Origin of the sequence: Pseudomonas sp. A0308 (assembly GCF_044218815.1) — a bacterium.
GTDB classification, from domain to species: domain Bacteria; phylum Pseudomonadota; class Gammaproteobacteria; order Pseudomonadales; family Pseudomonadaceae; genus Aquipseudomonas; species Aquipseudomonas iridis.
In genome coordinates this window covers 3,307,488-3,326,991 of the sequence record NZ_CP162581.1, presented here as the reverse complement: position 1 = coordinate 3,326,991, position 19,504 = coordinate 3,307,488, and the positions used below count along the sequence as shown (strand labels likewise).

Here is a 19,504-nt window from a genome sequence, read left to right as displayed (position 1 = left end):
ATTGAGCGAAGAAAATACGTACGACTCAACGAGCATTAAAGTGCTGAAAGGCCTGGATGCCGTACGCAAACGTCCCGGTATGTACATTGGTGACACCGACGATGGCAGCGGTCTGCACCACATGGTGTTCGAAGTGGTCGACAACTCGATCGACGAAGCCCTCGCCGGCCATTGCGATGACATCAGCATCATCATCCACCCGGATGAGTCCATCACCGTTCGCGATAACGGCCGTGGCATCCCGGTAGACGTGCACAAAGAGGAAGGTGTTTCCGCCGCCGAGGTCATCATGACCGTCCTCCACGCTGGCGGTAAGTTCGACGACAACTCCTACAAGGTATCCGGTGGTCTGCACGGTGTAGGTGTTTCCGTGGTGAACGCACTGTCCGAAGAGCTGATCCTGACCGTGCGCCGTAGCGGCAAGATCTGGGAACAGACTTACGTGCACGGCGTTCCGCAAGAGCCGATGAAAATCGTTGGCGACAGCGAGACTACGGGTACGCAGATTCACTTCCGCCCTTCCGATGAAACCTTCAAGAACATTCACTTCAGCTGGGACATCCTGGCCAAGCGCATTCGTGAGCTGTCCTTCCTCAACTCCGGTGTCGGTATCGTCCTTAAAGACGAGCGCAGCGGCAAGGAAGAGCTGTTCAAATACGAAGGTGGCCTGCGTGCGTTCGTTGAATACCTGAACACCAACAAGACCCCGGTTAACCAGGTGTTCCACTTCAACATCCAGCGTGAAGACGGCATCGGCGTGGAAATCGCCTTGCAGTGGAACGACAGCTTCAACGAGAACCTGTTGTGTTTCACCAACAACATTCCGCAGCGCGACGGCGGCACTCACCTGGTGGGCTTCCGTTCCGCACTGACGCGTAACCTGAACACCTACATCGAAGCTGAAGGCCTGGCGAAGAAGCACAAAGTCGCCACCACGGGTGACGATGCGCGTGAAGGCCTGACCGCGATCATTTCGGTGAAAGTGCCGGATCCGAAGTTCAGCTCCCAGACCAAAGACAAGCTGGTCTCTTCCGAAGTGAAGACCGCCGTCGAACAGGAAATGGGCAAATACTTCTCCGACTTCCTGCTGGAAAACCCGAACGAAGCCAAGCTCGTTGTCGGCAAGATGATCGACGCCGCACGTGCCCGTGAAGCGGCGCGCAAGGCCCGCGAGATGACCCGCCGCAAAGGCGCGCTGGATATCGCCGGCCTGCCGGGCAAACTGGCCGACTGCCAGGAAAAAGACCCGGCGCTGTCCGAACTGTACCTCGTGGAAGGTGACTCCGCGGGCGGCTCTGCCAAGCAGGGGCGTAACCGCAGGACCCAGGCCATCCTGCCGTTGAAGGGTAAGATCCTCAACGTCGAGAAGGCGCGTTTTGACAAGATGATCTCTTCCCAGGAAGTGGGCACCTTGATCACTGCGCTTGGCTGCGGCATCGGTCGCGACGAGTACAACATCGACAAGTTGCGCTATCACAACATCATCATCATGACCGATGCTGACGTCGACGGTTCGCACATCCGTACGTTGCTGCTGACCTTCTTCTTCCGTCAGTTGCCGGAACTGATTGAGCGTGGCTACATCTACATCGCTCAGCCGCCGCTGTACAAGGTCAAGAAAGGCAAGCAGGAGCAATACATCAAAGACGACGACGCCATGGAAGAGTACATGACGCAGTCGGCCCTGGAAGACGCGAGCCTGCACCTGAACGAAGAAGCACCAGGCATTTCCGGCCCGGCGCTGGAACGTCTGGTGAATGACTTCCGCATGGTGATGAAGACCCTCAAGCGTCTGTCGCGCCTGTACCCACAGGAGCTGACCGAGCACTTCATCTATCTGCCGGCCGTCAGCCTTGAAAAGCTCGGCGACCACGCTGCGATGCAAGACTGGCTGGCTCAGTACGAAGTCCGTCTGCGTACTGTCGAGAAGTCCGGTCTGGTCTACAAGGCCAGCCTGCGTGAAGATCGTGAACGTGGCGTGTGGCTGCCGGAGGTCGAATTGATCTCCCACGGCCTGTCGAACTACGTGACGTTCAACCGCGACTTCTTCGGCAGTAACGACTACAAAACTGTCGTCACTCTCGGCGCTCAACTGAGTACCCTGCTCGACGAAGGCGCGTACATCCAGCGCGGCGAACGCAAGAAAGCGGTCACCGAGTTCAAGGAAGCCCTGGACTGGCTGATGGCCGAAAGCACCAAGCGCCACACCATCCAGCGATACAAAGGTCTGGGCGAAATGAACCCGGATCAGCTGTGGGAAACCACCATGGACCCAAGCTCGCGTCGCATGCTGAAGGTCACTATCGAAGACGCCATTGGCGCGGACCAGATCTTCAACACCCTGATGGGTGATGCGGTCGAACCACGCCGTGAGTTCATCGAGAGCAATGCGCTGGCAGTATCCAACCTGGATTTCTGATCCCGGTCAGCACCAAAAAAAAGGCCAACGCATTTGCGTTGGCCTTTTTTTTGGCTCCTTGATCTTATTCCTGTGCCGTCGCCACACTTTCCAGCCGATACCCATACCCATAAATCGTCAACAACTGCCAGCCGCGATCCGCCGTCAGCCCCAGCTTGTTGCGCAGTCGATAGATGTGCGTGTCCAAGGGCCGCGATGAGGCGACTTCTTCATGGGGCCAGAAGCGCTCATACAGGTAATCCCGCGACAGCGGTCGGCCGAGGTTGCTGAACAGGCATCGTGCGAGGCGGTATTCGCGTTCGGTCATGACGATCGGTTTGCCCTCACGGGTGACCGTCAACTCGGCGTCATCGAAGGTCAGATCATTGAAGCTCAGCACTTCGGTTGCAGCGCTGCGTGGCTGGCTGTGCCGACGCAATACCGCGGCGACTCGGGCTTTCAGTTCATTGGGCCGGAACGGTTTGCTGACGTAGTCGTCGGCGCCAGCATTCAGGGCCTGGACGATATCGCTTTCGCCATCGCGGCTGGTGAGCATGATCGCCGCCGGTGGCGCCTCCATGTGTTCACGGGTCCAGCGCAACAAGGCCAGCCCGGTGATGTCGGGCAGTTGCCAGTCGAGGATCAGAAGGTCGAAGGTTTCCCGGCGCAGCTGTCGCAACAGGTCTTCACCGTGCTCGAAGCTGTGCAGCGACCAAGGCTGTTCTCCGGCTTCGGCCATTTGCTGCAGGGTCTGCTCGACCCGGCGCAGTTCGGCGGGTTCGTCGTCCAGTATCGCAACGCGCATACGCGAGGGTTCCTTGTTGCTGGGGCAGTTGGCCGTCAACCTTAGTCGCTCGACCTTCGCTATTAAAGTAAGCGGCCGCCGTTGGTCGACGTCCGCTATGATTCTTCGGGTCGAGTATCAGACCTGTGACCTATGAAACCATTCACACCACCCTGCCCTTTTTCCCATGAATGACCGCAGACGGCATGAAAGCCGAGAGCCGAGCCAGGTGCAGCGACTGTTTCGCCAGTTGGTGCGCGAGTGGTTGTGGATAAGTCTAGTGCTGTTGCCACTGACTGCGCTGTTATCGTATCGAGCGCAGGTCAATCTCAATGATGCATCCCCTGGCCTTGGCGCATTGCTCTCGGTAGGCCTGGTGGTTTGCGTTCTTGGGCTGCTGTTATGGCGTCCACGTCTGGCCCTTTGGATGACGTTGATCGGCATGGCCGGCGTGCTGCTGACCAGCGTCGGGCTGGCGGAAATCCGCGAGTGGTGGTCGCCGACGCCAGCGATGCTGGGCATGTTGTTCGGCTATCTGATCTGGAACTGGCGACGCCTGAGTGTTGTGCTGACGTACTTCGGTTGGGAGCTGGCGCGGCTGGACAGCGAACCGAAAGTCTTTCCCGAACGCCGCCGCGCGCAGTTCACCGGCGCTGATCACTTGCAGCGCCAGATCATGGCGCTCGAACAAGCCATGAGTCGTACCCGCGATACCCGGCGCTTTATCGCTGACGGTCTGGAATATTTACCCGTCGCCACGCTCATCAGCGATCCCAAGGGCCAGATCCTTTTGGGCAATCGCAAGGCTCGCCAGCTGTTCGATCATGCTTTGGTGGGTAACGACGTTCTCGATCAGTTGGCGCTACTCGGATATCCAGAGTTGTCCACAGCGCCGCGTCCTCTGTTATCAGCACTGCCGTTGTTGGAATTTCGCGATCACAAGGAGCGCAGCCTGCGCCTTGAGCGCGCTGCGTTGCTGCCTGTAGATGGTGACACCCCAATCGGCTGGCTGCTGAGTTTGACCGACCTGAGTGCCGAGCGCGCCGCCGAGGAACAGCGCGGCGTCTTGCTGCGCTTCCTCTCCCATGATCTCCGTGCACCGCACTCGGCGATCCTCGCTCTGCTTGATGTTCATCGTCATCAGGCCGGGGCGGATGCGCCATTGTTCGAACAGATCGAGCGTCAGGTTCACCGCGCTCTGGATCTGACCGATGGCTTCGTGTTGTTGGCGAGGGCTGAATCCGAAACGTATCAGTTCCAGCCGACGTTGTTTGGAATGCTGGTGCTGGACGTACTCGATCAGGCCTTGCCGATCGCTCAGCAGAAACGCATCGAACTGCTGCACGACATGGACGAGCAGTCCCAGGAACGGTTGGTGTCTGCTGACCAAGGCCTGCTGACCCGTGCGTTGTTCAATCTGCTGGAAAACGCCATCAAGTACAGCCCGGCTGACACCACGATTCAGTTGCGCGTCACGTGTCAGGACGATTGGCTCCGTTGCGAGCTTGTTGATCAGGGCAAAGGCATTGCCGCCGAGGAACTGCCCGACCTGTTCAGCCAATACCGGCGCTTTTCCTCGGCTCAGGGCATTGATGGCGTTGGTCTGGGCCTGTCGATGGTTAAAGCCGTGGTCGATCACCATGGCGGCAGAATCGAATGCCGCAGTGTGGTCGATCAAGGTACGACGTTCAGGCTTGAGTTACCGCTGATCATTGAATGAACAGGCACAAAAAAACCGGCTATATCAGCCGGTTTTTTTACATCCAAAAAAAACTTATGCACCTTTTACGGCGTTTTATGAGCTTGATAAATATATAAGTAAATCAGTAGGTTATATCTAATATTCAAGCTTTTTCAACAAAAGCGTACACAGGTTATCCACAAAATCTCAGACAGCGATCTGACCACTTTCAGCGGGTGCCTGTGGCGCAGGTGGCAATGAGCCCATTTCCCGTTGCGTCTGCTCGTTCCAGGCTTGTACCCGGTCGTTCAATGCTGCAATGGCTCGCGGCCCAGTACCTTCGGCGTACATCGGTTCGCCAATGACCACAGTAATCACTCCAGGCTTTTTGGCCCAACCGGTTTTCGGCCAGAATTTGCCGGCATTGTGTGCAATCGGCAGTACCGGAAGCTCGGCATTCACCGCCAAAGCGCTGCCACTGCGGGAGAATTTTCCGACAGTGCCGTAGGGCACGCGAGTGCCTTCCGGAAAGATCAGCACCCAGACATTGTCTTTGAGCAGCTCATCGCCTTTCGCCGCGACTTGCTTGAGCGCAGCTTTCGGATTGTCGCGATCAATCGCGATCGGGCGCAGCATGGCCATGGCCCAGCCGAAGAATGGCACGAACAGCAATTCGCGCTTGAGCACCTGGCTCAAAGGCGAGAAATAAGCGGAGAGGAAAAATGTCTCCCAAGTGCTCTGGTGGTTCGATTGAATCACGCAGGGCCGGTCAGGCACATTTTGCGCGCCTTTGATTTCGTAACGGATACCCAGGAACACCTTGCTCAACCACAAGGCACAGCGGCACCAGTACACGTTGATGAAGCGATAGCGCGCCTTGAATGGCAAAAAGGGCGCGATAAAAAAGCTCAGGCTGCACCACAGTAAGGAGGTGGTGCCCAGCAGCAGGTAAAAGAGAAAGATTCTGAAGGCCCGCAGTATCGACATGGCGACGTTTACCGTTACGGGGCAATGCCCGTCTGTTCAAGCGCACTCCCGATCAATCCCTGGTCAGGAATTTCAGAAGTACTCTAGTTGTGGATAAGTTCTGCGGCAATCGCCGCCAGATCGTCAAAAATCAGAGTGCCAACCGGCAGGGTTTTGCCCTGAGTCTTTTCGCCTTTTCCGGTCTTTACCAAAACTGGCTGTGAATCGACGGCTTTGGCGGCCTCCAGGTCACCAAGGCTGTCGCCGACGAACCAGACATTGTTCAGTTCTACGTGGTAATGCGCCGCGATGGTTTTCAACATGCCCGGTTTCGGTTTACGGCAATCGCAACCCTCGTCCGGCCCATGCGGGCAGTACACGATCAGCCCGACTTCACCGCCCTGCTCCGCCACTAATGCGCGCAAACGCGCGTGCATGGCGTCGAGGGTGGCGAGGTCGTAATAGCCGCGAGCAATGCCCGACTGGTTAGTGGCAACCGCCACCGTCCAGCCGGCCTTGCTCAACTGCGCAATCGCCTCGATCGAGCCGGGCAAAGGAATCCACTCCGCCACCGACTTGATGTAAGCGTCGGAGTCGTAATTGATCACTCCGTCCCGATCGAGAATCAGCAGTTTCAACAGCAATCCCTCAACCCAGCAACGAAATGTCGGCAACACCCAGGAACAGGCCACGCAGACGCGCCAGTAGCGCGTAACGGTTGGCCCGCACTTTGGCGTCTTCGGCATTGACCATCACCGCGTCGAAGAACGCATCTACCGGCTCGCGCAATGCTGCAAGGCGTGCCAGCGATTCGTTGTACTGACGCGCCGCAGCCATTGGCTGTACAGCCTGATCCGCTTGCTGGATCGCCGAATACAGCGAGAACTCGTTGGCATTGTCGAAGTACTTGGCTTCAACCACGCTTGGCACGGCGCCTTCAACCTTGCTCAGCAAGTTGGAAACCCGCTTGTTCACCGCCGCCAACGCTGCCGCTTCCGGCAGTTTGCGGAAGGCTTGCACCGCTTGCACACGCTGGTCGAAGTCCAGCGCCGAACCCGGCTTCAGGGCACGTACCGACAGGTAAGTGGCAACATCGACGCCTTCGTCTTCGTAACGCGCACGCAGACGGTCGAAGATGAATTCCAGCACCGCTTCGTTAAGACCAGCAGCCTTGACCTTGGGACCGAACGAATTCACAGCGAAAGCCACGGCGTCGTTCAGATCGAGATCGAGTTTTTTCTCGATCAGGATACGCAGCACGCCGAGTGCCGCACGGCGCAGGGCATACGGGTCTTTGCTGCCGGTTGGCAGCATGCCGATACCGAAGATGCCGACCAGTGTGTCGAGCTTGTCGGCAATGGCGACGGCTGCACCGGTCAGGGTCGCAGGCAGTTCAGCACCGGCACCGCGCGGCATGTACTGCTCGTTCAGCGCCAGCGCGACGTCTTGCGGCTCGCCGTCATTGAGGGCGTAGTAGTAGCCGGCGACACCTTGCATCTCCGGGAACTCGCCGACCATTTCGGTGGACAGGTCGCACTTCGACAGCAAGCCTGCGCGGGCAGCCCACGAAGCGTTGCCGCCGATGCGTGCGGCGATGTAAGCCGCCAGTTTCGATACGCGCTCGGCCTTGTCATAGACGCTGCCGAGTTTTTCCTGGAACACCACGTTCTTCAGGCGATCGTTGAACACTTCGAGCTTCTGCTTCTTGTCTTGCTTGAAGAAGAACTCGGCGTCGGTCAGGCGTGGGCGAACCACTTTCTCGTTACCGGCGATGATCTGCTGCGGGTCTTTGCTTTCGATGTTGGCCACGGTAATGAAACGAGGCAGCAACTTGCCGTCGGCATCCAGCAGGCAGAAGTACTTCTGGTTGTCCTGCATGGTGGTGATCAGCGCTTCTTGCGGCACGTCGAGGAAGCGTTCCTCGAACGAGCACACCAGCGGCACCGGCCATTCGACCAGCGCGGTCACTTCGTCGAGCAGCGCCGGCGGAACGATTGCGGTGCCTTCCTGACGGGTCGCCAGCTCTTCGGTGCGCTTGCTGATGATCTCGCGACGCTCGTTGGCGTCGGCCAGAACATAAGCGGCACGCAGGTCGGACAGGTAGCTTGCCGGCGAACCGATGCGCACGTTTTCCGGATGGTGGAAGCGGTGGCCACGGGAGTCACGGCCAGCCTTCTGCGCGAGGATGGTGCAGTCGATGACCTGGTCACCGAGCAGCATCACCAGCCATTGGGTCGGACGCACGAATTCTTCTTTGCGTGCACCCCAACGCATGCGTTTCGGGATCGGCAGGTCGTTCAGCGAATCTTCGACGATGGTCGGCAGCAGGCTCGCGGTCGGCTTGCCGGCGATGCTCTGGCTGTAACGCAGTTTCGGGCCGCTCTGATCGATTTCGCTCAGGTCGACACCGCACTTCTTGGCGAAACCCAACGCTGCCTGGGTCGGATTGCCTTCGGCATCGAAAGCCGCCTGACGTGGCGGGCCGTCGAGGTTGATGCTGCGATCCGGTTGCTGGGTGGCCAGCGCGGTAATCAACACAGCCAGACGACGCGGCGCGGCGTAGACGGTTTTTGCTTCATAGCTCAGGCCGGCAGCTTGCAGGCCCTTGTCGATACCGGCGAGGAACGCGTCAGCCAAAGTGTTCAGCGCTTTGGGTGGCAGTTCTTCGGTGCCCAGTTCAACCAGAAAATCTTGCGCACTCATTGTGCAGCCTCCAGCTTGGCCAGTACTTCGTCACGCAGGTCCGGGGTCGCCATCGGGAAGCCCAGCTTGGCACGCGCCAGCAGGTAGGCTTGCGCAACGGAACGCGCCAGGGTGCGTACGCGCAGGATGTATTGCTGACGCGCGGTCACCGAGATTGCCCGGCGCGCATCCAGCAGGTTGAAGGTGTGCGAGGCCTTCAGGACCATTTCGTAGCTCGGCAGCGGCAACGGCTGGTCGAGTTCGATCAGGCGCTTGGCTTCGCTTTCATAGAAGTCGAACAGTTCGAACAGTTTGTCGACGTTGGCGTGTTCGAAGTTATAGGTGGATTGCTCCACTTCGTTCTGGTGGAACACATCGCCGTAGGTGACTTTGCCCATCGGGCCGTCAGCCCAGACCAGGTCGTAGACCGAATCCACGCCCTGCAGGTACATGGCCAGACGCTCGAGACCGTAGGTGATTTCGCCGGTCACCGGGTAGCACTCGATGCCGCCCGCTTGCTGGAAGTAAGTGAACTGAGTCACTTCCATGCCGTTCAGCCAGACTTCCCAGCCCAGACCCCAGGCGCCGAGGGTCGGCGATTCCCAGTTGTCTTCGACGAAGCGAATGTCGTGAACCAACGGGTCCAGGCCGACATGCTTGAGGGAGCCCAGGTACAGTTCCTGGAAGTTGTCCGGGTTCGGCTTCAGGACTACCTGAAACTGATAGTAGTGCTGCAGACGGTTCGGGTTTTCGCCGTAACGGCCGTCAGTCGGACGGCGGCTTGGCTGCACGTAGGCGGCGTTCCAGGTTTCCGGGCCGATGGCGCGCAGGAAGGTCGCGGTGTGGAAAGTGCCGGCGCCTACTTCCATATCGTAGGGCTGAAGTACCACACAACCTTGCTCGGCCCAGTATTGCTGGAGCGCGAGGATCAAGTCTTGGAAGGTACGCACGGCTGGCGTAGGCTGGCTCACGAAATTCACCTGTTTCTTGGGCTGCGATTTAAAGAGCGGGAGTATACCCGATTCAGTCGCACCTCCACCCCCTGGAGCCTTATGCCACGCTGCTTTTGGTGTACCGAAGATCCGCTGTACATGGCTTATCACGATCAGGAGTGGGGCACGCCGCTACGCGATGCGCAGGGTTTGTTCGAGTTGCTTTTGCTCGAAGGGTTCCAGGCCGGGCTTTCCTGGATCACCGTGTTGCGCAAACGCGAGCGCTATCGTGAGGTGTTGTTCGGCTTCGATGTGCAACGTGTGGCGCAGATGAGTGACGCCGAAATAGAAGAATTGATGCTCGATCCTGGGATCATCCGCAACCGCCTCAAACTCAATGCCGCCCGGCGTAATGCCCAGGCCTGGCTGGCGCTGGAAGATCCGGTGGCGTTTCTCTGGTCGTTCGTCGGCGGCCAACCGATCATCAATCATTTCAAGGATCGCAGCGAAGTCCCGGCGATCACCCCCGAAGCGCTGGCGATGAGCAAAGGCCTGAAAAAGGCTGGCTTCACGTTCGTCGGTCCGACCATTTGCTACGCGCTGATGCAGGCCTCGGGCATGGTCATGGATCACACCCGCGACTGCGACCGCTACGCGCAGCTCGTCAACGGCGGTTAGAATGGCCGCCTCGCGCACAGCACAAGATCAGGAGTGACCTGTGGAAAAGTTTAAAGGCGCCTTGCTGGTAGGCGCTCTGCGGCTGTTTGCCCTGCTGCCATGGCGGGCGGTGCAGGCCGTGGGTTCGGCAATTGGCTGGATCATGTGGAAAACCCCAAACCGCTCCCGCGATGTAGTGCGGATCAACCTCGCTAAATGTTTTCCACAGATGGACCCGGCCGAGCGCGAGCGTCTGGTCGGGCAGAGTCTGAAAGACATCGGCAAGTCCCTGACCGAAAGCGCCTGCGCGTGGATCTGGCCGGCCCAGCGCTCCATCGACCTGGTGCGCGAAGTCGAAGGTCTGGACATCCTCAAGGACGCACTGGCCTCGGGCAAAGGCGTGGTCGGCATCACCAGTCATCTGGGCAACTGGGAAGTGCTCAACCACTTCTATTGCAGCCAGTGCAAACCGATCATTTTCTACCGTCCACCCAAGCTCAAGGCTGTGGATGAATTGCTGCGCAAGCAGCGCGTACAACTGGGCAACAAAGTCGCGGCGTCGACCAAGGAAGGCATTCTCAGCGTCATCAAGGAAGTGCGCAAAGGTGGTGCAGTGGGCATTCCCGCTGACCCGGAACCGGCCGAATCAGCGGGGATCTTCGTGCCCTTCTTCGCCACGCAGGCGCTGACCAGCAAATTCGTGCCGAACATGTTGGCCGGTGGCAAAGCCGTTGGCGTGTTTCTGCATGCGCTGCGTCTGCCCGATGGCTCCGGCTATAAAGTGATCCTCGAAGCCGCGCCAGAGGCCATGTATAGCACCGATACCGCCGAGTCCTGCGCTGCCATGAGTAAAGTCGTCGAGCGTTACGTGGCGGCGTATCCAAGCCAGTACATGTGGAGCATGAAGCGCTTCAAGAAGCGTCCACCGGGCGAAGAACGCTGGTATTAACCGATTTGGCACACTCTGTGGATAACGTGTAGGCGTTGCCGCAGGTTCGGGACGTGATCGGACGATCGTTTGATCTTCCTCCCGTTATCCACAAAAGAAGTTCAGCGAAGGGCGCATGAAGATGTCCGAACACCGCAAATCATTCCGCATCAAGATCAGCCACGACAGCTTCGGCGATTGCCTCGGCCAGACCCGCAATCTGTCGCCCACCGGCGTCTATGTCCAGCATCCGCGCCTCGCATCGTTGCCCAAAGGCGCGGTGGTCTATGGCCAGGTGCAGGATTTACCCACAGGCGCGCCGCGAGTGCGGATGGAAGTGGTGACGGTGGATGCCGAGGGCATCGGTCTTCGTTACTTGTGAACAAGATCCGCTGATCTACTGCGCCTGACGATCAAGCTTCTTCAGAAACACCGTCATCTCTTTCTCGGCCTGCTTGTCGCCATGAGCACGAGCGGCTTCCAGACCGTGTTCCCACGCCTGACGCGCGGCGGCGTGATCTCCCTGCGCCAATTGCGCCTTGCCCAACAGTTTCCACGCCGCGGAATACTTTGGATCGAAGCCGACGCAGCGCTGGAAATGCTCGGCGGCCTTGGCGTTTTCCCCAAGATCCAGATAACCCTTGCCCAGACCGAAGCGCAGCAATGAGTTATCCACACCCTTGGCGAGCATTTTTTCCAGGGATTCGAGCATGGGTGGATTCCTTTTCGGGTCTGTCAGGGAAGATGTGTGGCGCCGCCATCGCTGGCAAGCCAGCTCCCACAGGGATCTCTGGTGGGCATCACATTTGTGAACAACCAAAAACCTGTGGGAGCTGGCTTGCCAGCGATGGGGCCAGTCTGATCACCAGATAATCCGGATCAGAAAAAGCTCAACCCCACATGGAACAGCTTCTCCACATCACGAATATGCTTTTTATCCACAAGGAACAGAATTACATGGTCGCCCGCTTCGATCACCGTATCGTCGTGGGCAATGATCACCTGATCATTGCGGATCACCGCGCCGATGGTGGTGCCCGGCGGCAGGCCGATTTTCTCGATGGGCTTGCCAATGACCTTGCTCGACTTGGCATCGCCGTGGGCAATCGCCTCGATCGCTTCCGCCGCACCGCGCCGCAATGAATGCACGCTGACGATATCGCCACGGCGCACGTGGGCCAGCAGCGTGCCGATGGTCGCCAGTTGCGGGCTGATGGCAATGTCGATGTCGCCGCCCTGGATCAAGTCGACGTAAGCCGGGTTGTTGATGATCGTCATCACCTTCTTCGCCCCCAGCCGTTTGGCCAGCAGCGACGACATGATGTTGGCTTCGTCGTCGTTGGTCAGTGCGAGGAAAATATCCGCGTCGGCGATGTTCTCTTCCATCAGCAAATCGCGATCCGACGCGCTGCCCTGCAGCACCACGGTGCTGTCGAGGGTGTCGGAGAGATAGCGGCAGCGTGCCGGGTTCATCTCGATGATCTTCACCTGATAGCGGCTTTCAATGGCCTCGGCCAGCCGCTCGCCGATCTGCCCGCCGCCGGCGATGACGATGCGCTTGTAGGTCTCGTCGAGACGGCGCATTTCGCTCATCACTGCGCGAATATCCTCACGCGCGGCGATGAAGAAGACTTCGTCATCGGCTTCGATCACCGTATTGCCTTGCGGCAAAATCGGTCGGTCGCGGCGGAAAATCGCTGCGACGCGGGTCTCGACGTTCGGCATGTGCTCGCGCAATTGCCGCAATTGCTGACCCACCAACGGCCCACCGTAGTAAGCGCGTACGGCCACCAATTGCGCCTTGCCTTCGGCGAAGTCGATCACCTGCAAAGCGCCGGGATGCTGGATCAGGCGTTTGATGTAGTTGGTCACTACTTGCTCGGGACTGATCAGCACGTCGACCGGAATGGCTTCGTTCTGGAACAGCTGCTCTTCGCGGTTCAGATAGGACGCTTCGCGCACCCGGGCGATCTTGGTCGGGGTGTGGAACAACGTGTGGGCGACCTGACAGGCGACCATGTTGGTTTCGTCGCTGTTGGTCACGGCCACGAGCATGTCGGCGTCGTCGGCGCCGGCCTGGCGCAGCACCGATGGCAGCGAGCCACGGCCCTGCACGGTGCGGATGTCGAGACGATCACCGAGGTCGCGCAAGCGCTCGCCATCGGTGTCGACCACGGTAATGTCGTTGGCTTCGCTCGCCAAGTGTTCAGCCAGCGAACCGCCGACCTGTCCTGCACCAAGGATGATGATTTTCATCCAGTCACTCCAATGAATCCGTTTAGCCGCGTGCGGCAGCGATCTTGATCAGTTTGGCGTAGTAGAACCCGTCATGCCCGCCCTGCTGGGCCAGCAGTTGGCGACCATGGGGCTGCTTGATCCCGGCAGTCGTGGCCAGGTCCAGCTCGCGTGCGCCAGGTGTGCGCTCGAGGAACGCGGCGATGACTTCGGTGTTCTCGGTCGGCAGGGTCGAGCAGGTGGCGTAAAGCAGGATGCCGCCGACTTCGAGGGTTTTCCACATCGCGTCGAGCAACTCGCCTTGCAGTTGCGCGAGGGCGACGATGTCGTCGGGCTGACGGGTCAGCTTGATGTCCGGATGACGGCGGATCACGCCGGTGGCCGAGCACGGTGCGTCGAGCAGGATGCGCTGGAACGGTTTGCCATCCCACCACTTCTCGATATCACGACCGTCAGCGGCGATCAGCTCTGCGCTCAAACCGAGGCGTTCGAGGTTTTCTCGCACGCGCACCAGACGCTTGGCTTCCAGATCCACCGCCACCACGCCGGCCAGTGCGGGCTCGGCTTCGAGGATGTGGCAGGTCTTGCCGCCGGGTGCGCAGCAGGCGTCGAGCACGCGTTGGTCCGGCGCCAGATCGAGCAGATCGGCGGCCAGTTGAGCGGCTTCGTCCTGCACGCTGATCCAGCCTTCGGCGAACCCCGGTAGGCTGCGCACATCGGCAGCGGCTTCAAGAATGATGCCGTCGCGGCTGAAGACACACGGCGTAGCCGCGATACCGGCCGCCGTCAGGAGACCGAGGTAGGCGTCGCGGCTGTGATGGCGACGGTTGACCCGCAGGATCATCGGCGGATGCGCGTTGTTCGCTTCGCAGATCGCTTCCCACTGCTCTGGCCAGAAGGCCTTCAGGGATTTTTGCAGCCAGCGCGGGTGAGCAGTGCGTACCACTGGATCGCGTTCCAGCTCGGCAAAAATCGTTTCGCTTTCACGCTGGGCATTGCGCAATACGGCATTGAGCAGGCCCTTGGCCCAAGGCTTTTTCAGCTTCTCGGCGCAACCGACGGTTTCACCGATGGCTGCGTGGGCCGGAACGCGGGTGTAGAGCAACTGATAGAGGCCGACCAGCAGCAACGCCTCGACATCGGCATCCGCAGCCTTGAACGGCTTCTGCAGGAGTTTTTCCGCCAATGCCGACAGCCGTGGCTGCCAGCGCGCGGTGCCGAACGCCAGATCCTGAGTGAAACCGCGATCGCGATCCTCGACCTTGTCCAGTTGCGTCGGCAGAGAGCTGTTGAGCGAGGCTTTGCCGCTCAGTACGGCGGCGAGAGCCTTGGCGGCGGCCAGACGAGGGTTCATTGCGCGTCCACCGCTACGCCAAGAAGGGTGCCGACGGCGAATTTTTCACGACGGCTGTTGAACAGGTCGCTGAAATTCAGCGCCTTGCCGCCCGGCAATTGCAGACGGGTCAGGCACAGCGCTTGTTCGCCGCAGGCGACGATCAGGCCGTCCTTGCTGGCGCTGAGGATTTCACCCGGTGCGCCTTTACCGTCGGCAAGTGTTGCCGCCAGCACTTTCAGCGCTTCACCGTTGAGGGTGCTGTGGGTGATCGGCCATGGATTGAAGGCGCGCACCAGCCGTTCCAGCTCAATGGCCGGACGGCTCCAGTCGATGCGTGCTTCGTCCTTGTTCAGTTTGTGCGCGTAGGTGGCGAGGTCGTCGTTCTGCACTTCGCCCTCAAGAGTGCCAGCCGCCAGGCCGGCAATCGCCTGCACCACGGCAGGCGGGCCCATCTCGGCGAGACGGTCGTGCAGCGTGCCGCCGGTGTCTTCGCCGGTGATCGGCGTGACGACCTTGAGCAGCATCGGCCCGGTGTCGAGGCCGGCTTCCATGCGCATCACGGTCACGCCACTGTCGGCATCACCCGCTTCGACGGCGCGCTGAATCGGCGCCGCTCCGCGCCAGCGTGGCAGCAAGGATGCATGGCTGTTGATGCAGCCCAGACGCGGAATATCGAGCACCACTTGCGGCAGGATCAGACCGTAGGCGACCACCACCATCAAATCCGGCTTCAGCGCCGCGAGCTCGGCTTGTGCGTCAGCGTTGCGCAGGGTCGGCGGCTGCAACACCTGGATATTATTTTCCAGCGCCAGCTGTTTAACCGGGCTCGGCATCAGTTTTTGTCCGCGACCGGCTGGACGATCCGGCTGGGTGTAGACCGCAACGATCTCGTAAGGGCTGCTCAGCAGGGCCTTGAGGTGCTCGGCGGCGAATTCCGGAGTACCGGCAAAAACGATGCGCAGTGGCTCAGTCATTGAATGGCTCTCTATGGCAAAGCTTCATAAAAAGAAAAAGGCTTGCCGCAGCAAGCCTTTGAAGGAGGGCATCAAGCGTTCTGGCGATGGAGCTTTTCCAGTTTCTTCTTGATCCGGTCGCGTTTGAGCGTGGACAGGTAATCGACGAACAATTTGCCATTGAGGTGGTCGCATTCGTGCTGGATGCACACGGCGAGCAGGCCTTCGGCAATCAGTTCATAGGGCTTGCCGTCGCGGTCCAGCGCCTTGATCCTGACCTTCTGCGGACGATCGACGTTTTCGTAGAAGCCGGGCACCGAAAGGCAGCCTTCCTGATACTGATCCATTTCTTCGGTCAGCGATTCGAACTCGGGGTTGATGAATACCCGCGGCTCGGAGCGGTCTTCGGAAAGGTCCATCACGACGATACGTTTGTGCACGTTGACCTGGGTCGCGGCGAGGCCGATGCCCGGCGCTTCATACATTGTTTCAAACATGTCATCGACCAACTGACGCACTTCGTCGTCCACTACAGCCACAGGCTTGGCGATAGTACGCAGACGCGGGTCCGGAAATTCGAGGATGTTTAAAATGGCCATAGGCTGATTGCTGCACGTGTTGAGTAAAGTCGGGTCGATGGCCTGGCAGGTCCGAAGATGCAGGCTACCGTTGTGAAGCGTAGCTTGTGCATTTTGCTCAAGCGAGCCACGGGGGCTCTGACGATTCACGCGAGCGCACATGATAAAGGGATTCACTGCATGAGGAAAACACTACTCGCCCTGCTGCTGTTGGCTTCGGCTGGCGCGGCGCAGGGGCAAGTGCAACTCAGGGATGGTTTTCCACAGCAATACACGGTGGTTTCAGGGGACACACTCTGGGATATTTCCGGCAAATACCTGCGCGAGCCCTGGCAGTGGCCACAACTGTGGCGGGCCAATCCGCAGATCGAGAACCCCAACCTGATCTACCCCGGCGACACGCTGACGTTCAGTTACGTCAACGGCCAGCCACGCCTGACCCTCAATCGCGGCGAGTCGCGCGGCACCATCAAGCTCTCTCCACGCATTCGCACCAGTCCGGTGGCCGAGGCGATTCCGAGCATTCCACTCAAATCCATCAACAGCTTTCTGTTGAGCAATCGCATCGTCGACAAGGCCGAAGACTTCGACAAGGCGCCGTACATCGTCGCCGGCGATGCCGAACGGGTGCTCAGCGGCACCGGCGACCGCATTTTCGCTCGTGGCCACTTCGACCCGGATCAGCCGGTGTACGGCATCTTCCGACAGGGCAAGATTTACACCGATCCGCAGACCAAGGAGTTTCTCGGGATCAACGCCGATGACATTGGTGGTGGAGAAATCGTTGCCACCGAGGGCGATGTCGCCACCCTCGCCCTGCAACGCACAACACAGGAAGTACGCCTCGGCGACCGCTTGTTCAGCGGCGAAGAGCGCTCGATCAACTCGACTTTCATGCCCAGCGCGCCGACCAGCAACATCAACGGCGTCATCATCGACGTGCCGCGCGGTGTCACCCAGATCGGCGCGATGGACGTGGTCACCCTGAACAAGGGCAAGCGTGACGGCCTGGCTGAAGGCAATGTGCTGGTGGTGATGAAAACCGGCGAAACCGTGCGCGACCGGATCACCGGTCAGCCACTGAAAATCCCCGACGAACGCGCCGGATTACTGATGGTGTTCCGCACCTACGACAAACTCAGCTACGGCCTCGTCCTTAACGCATCGCGCTCATTGGCGGTGCTCGACAAGGTGCGAAATCCGTAGCGTGCTTAACAAGTTACCAACAGAGTTATCCACAGCTTGCTCCGAATGGTTCGGGGCTTATAACGATCAAGGATTGATCCTTTATGCTGCCTGTCTGTACACCGGTTTCCCCTGCGGAACTGGAAGCGCGCCTGCGCCTGCACCGCATGCCGACAATCGGTCCGAAGCGCTTTCTCAAATTGCTCGAAGCCTTTGGCTCGGCGTCCAAAGCCATCAGCGCCCCGGCCAGTGCCTGGCGTTCGCTGGGATTGCCGGCGGCCTGTGCCGAGGCGCGGCGATGTCCTGAAGTGCGCGATGGCGCAAGCCACGCAATGCGCTGGCTAGAGCGGCCCAATCAACATTTACTGATGTGGGATCAAGCGGATTATCCGGCGCTGCTCGCACAGATCCCGGATCCGCCGCCGTTGTTGTTCGTCGCGGGTGACCCACTGATTCTTGAAAAACCGCAACTGGCGATGGTTGGCAGCCGCCGTGCCTCGCGTCCGGGAATGGACACCGCCGCAGCCTTCTCTCGCTGCCTGGCGGGCGCCGGTTTTGTCATCACCAGTGGTCTGGCGCTGGGCATTGATGCCGCCGCGCATCAGGCCGCGCTGGATGTCGGCGGGCAAACCGTGGGTGTGCTGGGCACCGGCCTGGAAAATTTTTATCCACAGCGCAATCAGCGGCTGGCCGATGCGATGATTGCCTCGGGCAGCGCAGTGCTTTCGGAGTTTCCGCTGGATGCCGGCCCAAGCGCCAGCAACTTCCCGCGGCGCAACCGGATCATCAGTGGTTTGTCCCTTGGCGTGCTGGTGGTCGAGGCGAGTGTGGCCAGCGGTTCGCTGATCACCGCGCGGTTGGCGGCGGAACAGGGACGGGAGGTTTACGCCATTCCCGGCTCGATTCATCACCCCGGTGCACGCGGCTGTCACCAGTTGATTCGAGATGGCGCAGTGCTGGTCGAAACCATAGAGCACATCCTCGAAGCCCTGCGCGGCTGGCAGCATTTACCGATGTCTATGGACACGCCCAAAGAGACTCATCCACTGCTCACGCTGCTGCACGCCGCACCGCATACCAGCGAAGGCTTGGCTGATAGCAGTGGCTGGGCCTTGCCCAAAGTGTTGGCGGCCCTCACGGAACTGGAAATGGATGGCCGTGCGGTGTGCGAAAACGGTCGCTGGCTGGCCAGGACGAGCTAGGTTTTACAAGGAAGATCGGTAAACTGCGCGAAACCTGTTTGTGGAGAGTTTTTTCATGGTCAACAGTTGGCGTGTGCAACAAGCCGCACGAGAGATTCGCGCCGGGGCGGTGATTGCCTATCCAACCGAAGCTGTCTGGGGGCTGGGTTGCGATCCGTGGAATGAAGAAGCGGTGGATCGACTGCTGGCGATCAAGAACCGTTCGGTCGACAAGGGCCTGATTCTGGTCGCCGACAATATTCGCCAGTTCGACTTTCTGTTTGAAGACTTCCCGCAGGACTGGATCGACCGCATGTCCAGCACCTGGCCAGGGCCGAACACCTGGCTGGTGCCGCATCAGAACTTGTTGCCGGAATGGGTCACCGGGGTGCATGACACCGTCGCGTTGCGTGTCAGTGATCACCCGCAGGTGCGTGACTTGTGCTCAATGGTCGGGCCGCTGATTTCGACATCGGCCAACCCGCAAGGACGTCCGGCGGCGCGCACGCGCTTGAGGGTCGAGCAGTATTTCCGCGGACAGATTGACCTGGTATTGGGTGGACAACTGGGTGGGCGTAAAAACCCCAGCGTCATCCGTGACCTGGCCAGCGGTAACGTCATTCGTCCTGACTGACATTCCGTTTCAAGCTTATATAGATATAGGTGGCACTCCTCGGCTTTCAAGGCGAGGAGTACTACATATGGCTGCGATTTTTCCTTCAAGTAACTATTAAAATACAACAACTTTTTGTTTATATCTGTCTTTAATGTGTCGGACTAATCGACGAGCATCCAGTTTCAGTAATTTTTCCTACGTCATTATCAGAAATCGCGCAGTGGCGATATTTCTAAAAGCATCCATCATTTCAATGCGCTCAGAAAACTTCGATAAGTTAACGTCTGCGGAGAAGGAATGGATACTACGGAATTACAACTCACGGATTATCTGCAGGCACTTCAGTCGACATTAAAACGTCAGCATGAAAATTGTCATGTGGTTACTCTCGA

Annotated in this window: 18 protein-coding genes; 8 read left to right on the top strand and 10 right to left on the bottom strand. The window is 59.2% G+C overall.

Features of this window, described 5'->3' with window-relative positions; genetic code table 11:
• Position 1: 1 nt before the first annotated feature.
• The gene (gene gyrB / locus AB4P92_RS15315; protein WP_042561927.1) at positions 2 to 2,419 is read left to right on the top strand and encodes a DNA topoisomerase (ATP-hydrolyzing) subunit B; all 2,418 of its coding nucleotides are present in this window, start codon (positions 2 to 4) and stop codon (positions 2,417 to 2,419) included.
• Positions 2,420 to 2,483: 64 nt separating this feature from the next.
• Here the strand turns inward: gyrB and AB4P92_RS15310 are convergent, their stop codons facing one another.
• On the bottom strand, positions 2,484 to 3,203 hold the full coding sequence (locus AB4P92_RS15310; protein ID WP_047303478.1) for a response regulator transcription factor: 720 nt from the start codon (positions 3,201 to 3,203) through the stop codon (positions 2,484 to 2,486).
• A 166-nt stretch (positions 3,204 to 3,369) separates the two neighbouring features.
• On the opposite strand from AB4P92_RS15310, the gene AB4P92_RS15305 reads away from it, so the two are divergent.
• Positions 3,370 to 4,902 (top strand): HAMP domain-containing sensor histidine kinase, encoded by a 1,533-nt coding sequence (locus AB4P92_RS15305; protein WP_042556905.1) that lies wholly within the window; start codon positions 3,370 to 3,372, stop codon positions 4,900 to 4,902.
• Positions 4,903 to 5,070: 168 nt separating this feature from the next.
• On the opposite strand, the gene AB4P92_RS15300 is transcribed toward AB4P92_RS15305, so the two are convergent.
• The 4 genes from AB4P92_RS15300 to glyQ form a co-directional block, all read right to left on the bottom strand.
• Positions 5,071 to 5,850, bottom strand: coding sequence for a lysophospholipid acyltransferase family protein (locus AB4P92_RS15300; RefSeq protein ID WP_395597837.1), 780 nt, complete (start codon positions 5,848 to 5,850; stop codon positions 5,071 to 5,073).
• Between the two features lie 83 nt (positions 5,851 to 5,933).
• On the bottom strand, positions 5,934 to 6,473 hold the full coding sequence (gene gmhB / locus AB4P92_RS15295; RefSeq protein WP_164488102.1) for a D-glycero-beta-D-manno-heptose 1,7-bisphosphate 7-phosphatase: 540 nt from the start codon (positions 6,471 to 6,473) through the stop codon (positions 5,934 to 5,936).
• A 4-nt stretch (positions 6,474 to 6,477) separates the two neighbouring features.
• Positions 6,478 to 8,532 (bottom strand): glycine--tRNA ligase subunit beta, encoded by a 2,055-nt coding sequence (gene glyS, locus AB4P92_RS15290; RefSeq protein WP_395597836.1) that lies wholly within the window; start codon positions 8,530 to 8,532, stop codon positions 6,478 to 6,480.
• Positions 8,529 to 9,482, bottom strand: coding sequence for a glycine--tRNA ligase subunit alpha (glyQ, locus tag AB4P92_RS15285; protein ID WP_025112261.1), 954 nt, complete (start codon positions 9,480 to 9,482; stop codon positions 8,529 to 8,531). The genes glyS and glyQ overlap by 4 nt, the downstream gene beginning before the upstream one ends.
• An 81-nt stretch (positions 9,483 to 9,563) precedes the next feature.
• Between glyQ and AB4P92_RS15280 the strand changes: the two genes are divergently transcribed.
• The 3 genes from AB4P92_RS15280 to AB4P92_RS15270 all read left to right on the top strand — a co-directional run bounded on the left by AB4P92_RS15280 (position 9,564) and on the right by AB4P92_RS15270 (position 11,410).
• Positions 9,564 to 10,121, top strand: coding sequence for a DNA-3-methyladenine glycosylase I (locus tag AB4P92_RS15280; RefSeq protein WP_115147905.1), 558 nt, complete (start codon positions 9,564 to 9,566; stop codon positions 10,119 to 10,121).
• Between the two features lie 40 nt (positions 10,122 to 10,161).
• The gene (locus tag AB4P92_RS15275) at positions 10,162 to 11,049 is read left to right on the top strand and encodes a lysophospholipid acyltransferase (protein ID WP_064389687.1); all 888 of its coding nucleotides are present in this window, start codon (positions 10,162 to 10,164) and stop codon (positions 11,047 to 11,049) included.
• Between the two features lie 121 nt (positions 11,050 to 11,170).
• Entirely contained in the window at positions 11,171 to 11,410 is a 240-nt protein-coding gene (locus tag AB4P92_RS15270) for a PilZ domain-containing protein (RefSeq protein ID WP_042561928.1), read from the top strand.
• Positions 11,411 to 11,425: 15 nt separating this feature from the next.
• Here AB4P92_RS15270 and AB4P92_RS15265 read toward each other — a convergent pair whose 3' ends face one another.
• From AB4P92_RS15265 to def, 5 genes are all read right to left on the bottom strand, one after another.
• Complete coding sequence (locus tag AB4P92_RS15265) at positions 11,426 to 11,740, bottom strand: tetratricopeptide repeat protein (RefSeq protein ID WP_042556911.1); 315 nt, start codon at positions 11,738 to 11,740, stop codon at positions 11,426 to 11,428.
• Between the two features lie 167 nt (positions 11,741 to 11,907).
• On the bottom strand, positions 11,908 to 13,284 hold the full coding sequence (gene trkA / locus AB4P92_RS15260) for a Trk system potassium transporter TrkA (protein WP_042556912.1): 1,377 nt from the start codon (positions 13,282 to 13,284) through the stop codon (positions 11,908 to 11,910).
• 22 nt (positions 13,285 to 13,306) lie between these two features.
• Positions 13,307 to 14,617, bottom strand: a complete 1,311-nt coding sequence (gene rsmB / locus AB4P92_RS15255; protein ID WP_395597835.1) for a 16S rRNA (cytosine(967)-C(5))-methyltransferase RsmB — start codon at positions 14,615 to 14,617, stop codon at positions 13,307 to 13,309.
• Positions 14,614 to 15,573, bottom strand: coding sequence for a methionyl-tRNA formyltransferase (gene fmt, locus AB4P92_RS15250; RefSeq protein ID WP_261735447.1), 960 nt, complete (start codon positions 15,571 to 15,573; stop codon positions 14,614 to 14,616). Before fmt ends, rsmB begins: the two co-directional genes overlap by 4 nt.
• A gap of 71 nt (positions 15,574 to 15,644) precedes the next feature.
• Positions 15,645 to 16,151: a peptide deformylase gene (gene def / locus AB4P92_RS15245; RefSeq protein ID WP_042556915.1), complete on the bottom strand. Its 507-nt coding sequence runs from the start codon at positions 16,149 to 16,151 to the stop codon at positions 15,645 to 15,647.
• A 159-nt stretch (positions 16,152 to 16,310) separates the two neighbouring features.
• Between def and AB4P92_RS15240 the strand changes: the two genes are divergently transcribed.
• From AB4P92_RS15240 to AB4P92_RS15230, 3 genes are all read left to right on the top strand, one after another.
• Entirely contained in the window at positions 16,311 to 17,336 is a 1,026-nt protein-coding gene (locus AB4P92_RS15240) for a LysM peptidoglycan-binding domain-containing protein (protein WP_042556916.1), read from the top strand.
• A gap of 83 nt (positions 17,337 to 17,419) precedes the next feature.
• Positions 17,420 to 18,517: a DNA-processing protein DprA gene (dprA, locus tag AB4P92_RS15235; RefSeq protein WP_395597834.1), complete on the top strand. Its 1,098-nt coding sequence runs from the start codon at positions 17,420 to 17,422 to the stop codon at positions 18,515 to 18,517.
• A gap of 55 nt (positions 18,518 to 18,572) precedes the next feature.
• A complete protein-coding gene (locus AB4P92_RS15230) occupies positions 18,573 to 19,130 on the top strand; it encodes an L-threonylcarbamoyladenylate synthase (protein WP_042556918.1) in 558 nt (185 codons plus the stop codon).
• Positions 19,131 to 19,504: the final 374 nt, after the last annotated feature.

Bases quoted from the DNA above. Each gene is read 5' to 3' on its own strand.
- rsmB (WP_395597835.1), bottom strand. From the start codon at position 14,617: ATGAACCCTCGTCTGGCCGCCGCCAAGGCTCTCGCCGCCGTACTGAGC.
- AB4P92_RS15230 (WP_042556918.1), top strand. From the start codon at position 18,573: ATGGTCAACAGTTGGCGTGTGCAACAAGCCGCACGAGAGATTCGCGCC.
- AB4P92_RS15240 (WP_042556916.1), top strand. From the start codon at position 16,311: ATGAGGAAAACACTACTCGCCCTGCTGCTGTTGGCTTCGGCTGGCGCG.
- AB4P92_RS15310 (WP_047303478.1), bottom strand. From the start codon at position 3,203: ATGCGCGTTGCGATACTGGACGACGAACCCGCCGAACTGCGCCGGGTC.
- def (WP_042556915.1), bottom strand. From the start codon at position 16,151: ATGGCCATTTTAAACATCCTCGAATTTCCGGACCCGCGTCTGCGTACT.
- AB4P92_RS15300 (WP_395597837.1), bottom strand. From the start codon at position 5,850: ATGTCGATACTGCGGGCCTTCAGAATCTTTCTCTTTTACCTGCTGCTG.
- glyS (WP_395597836.1), bottom strand. From the start codon at position 8,532: ATGAGTGCGCAAGATTTTCTGGTTGAACTGGGCACCGAAGAACTGCCA.
- AB4P92_RS15265 (WP_042556911.1), bottom strand. From the start codon at position 11,740: ATGCTCGAATCCCTGGAAAAAATGCTCGCCAAGGGTGTGGATAACTCA.
- AB4P92_RS15305 (WP_042556905.1), top strand. From the start codon at position 3,370: ATGAATGACCGCAGACGGCATGAAAGCCGAGAGCCGAGCCAGGTGCAG.
- fmt (WP_261735447.1), bottom strand. From the start codon at position 15,573: ATGACTGAGCCACTGCGCATCGTTTTTGCCGGTACTCCGGAATTCGCC.
- trkA (WP_042556912.1), bottom strand. From the start codon at position 13,284: ATGAAAATCATCATCCTTGGTGCAGGACAGGTCGGCGGTTCGCTGGCT.
- dprA (WP_395597834.1), top strand. From the start codon at position 17,420: ATGCTGCCTGTCTGTACACCGGTTTCCCCTGCGGAACTGGAAGCGCGC.
- AB4P92_RS15280 (WP_115147905.1), top strand. From the start codon at position 9,564: ATGCCACGCTGCTTTTGGTGTACCGAAGATCCGCTGTACATGGCTTAT.
- AB4P92_RS15270 (WP_042561928.1), top strand. From the start codon at position 11,171: ATGTCCGAACACCGCAAATCATTCCGCATCAAGATCAGCCACGACAGC.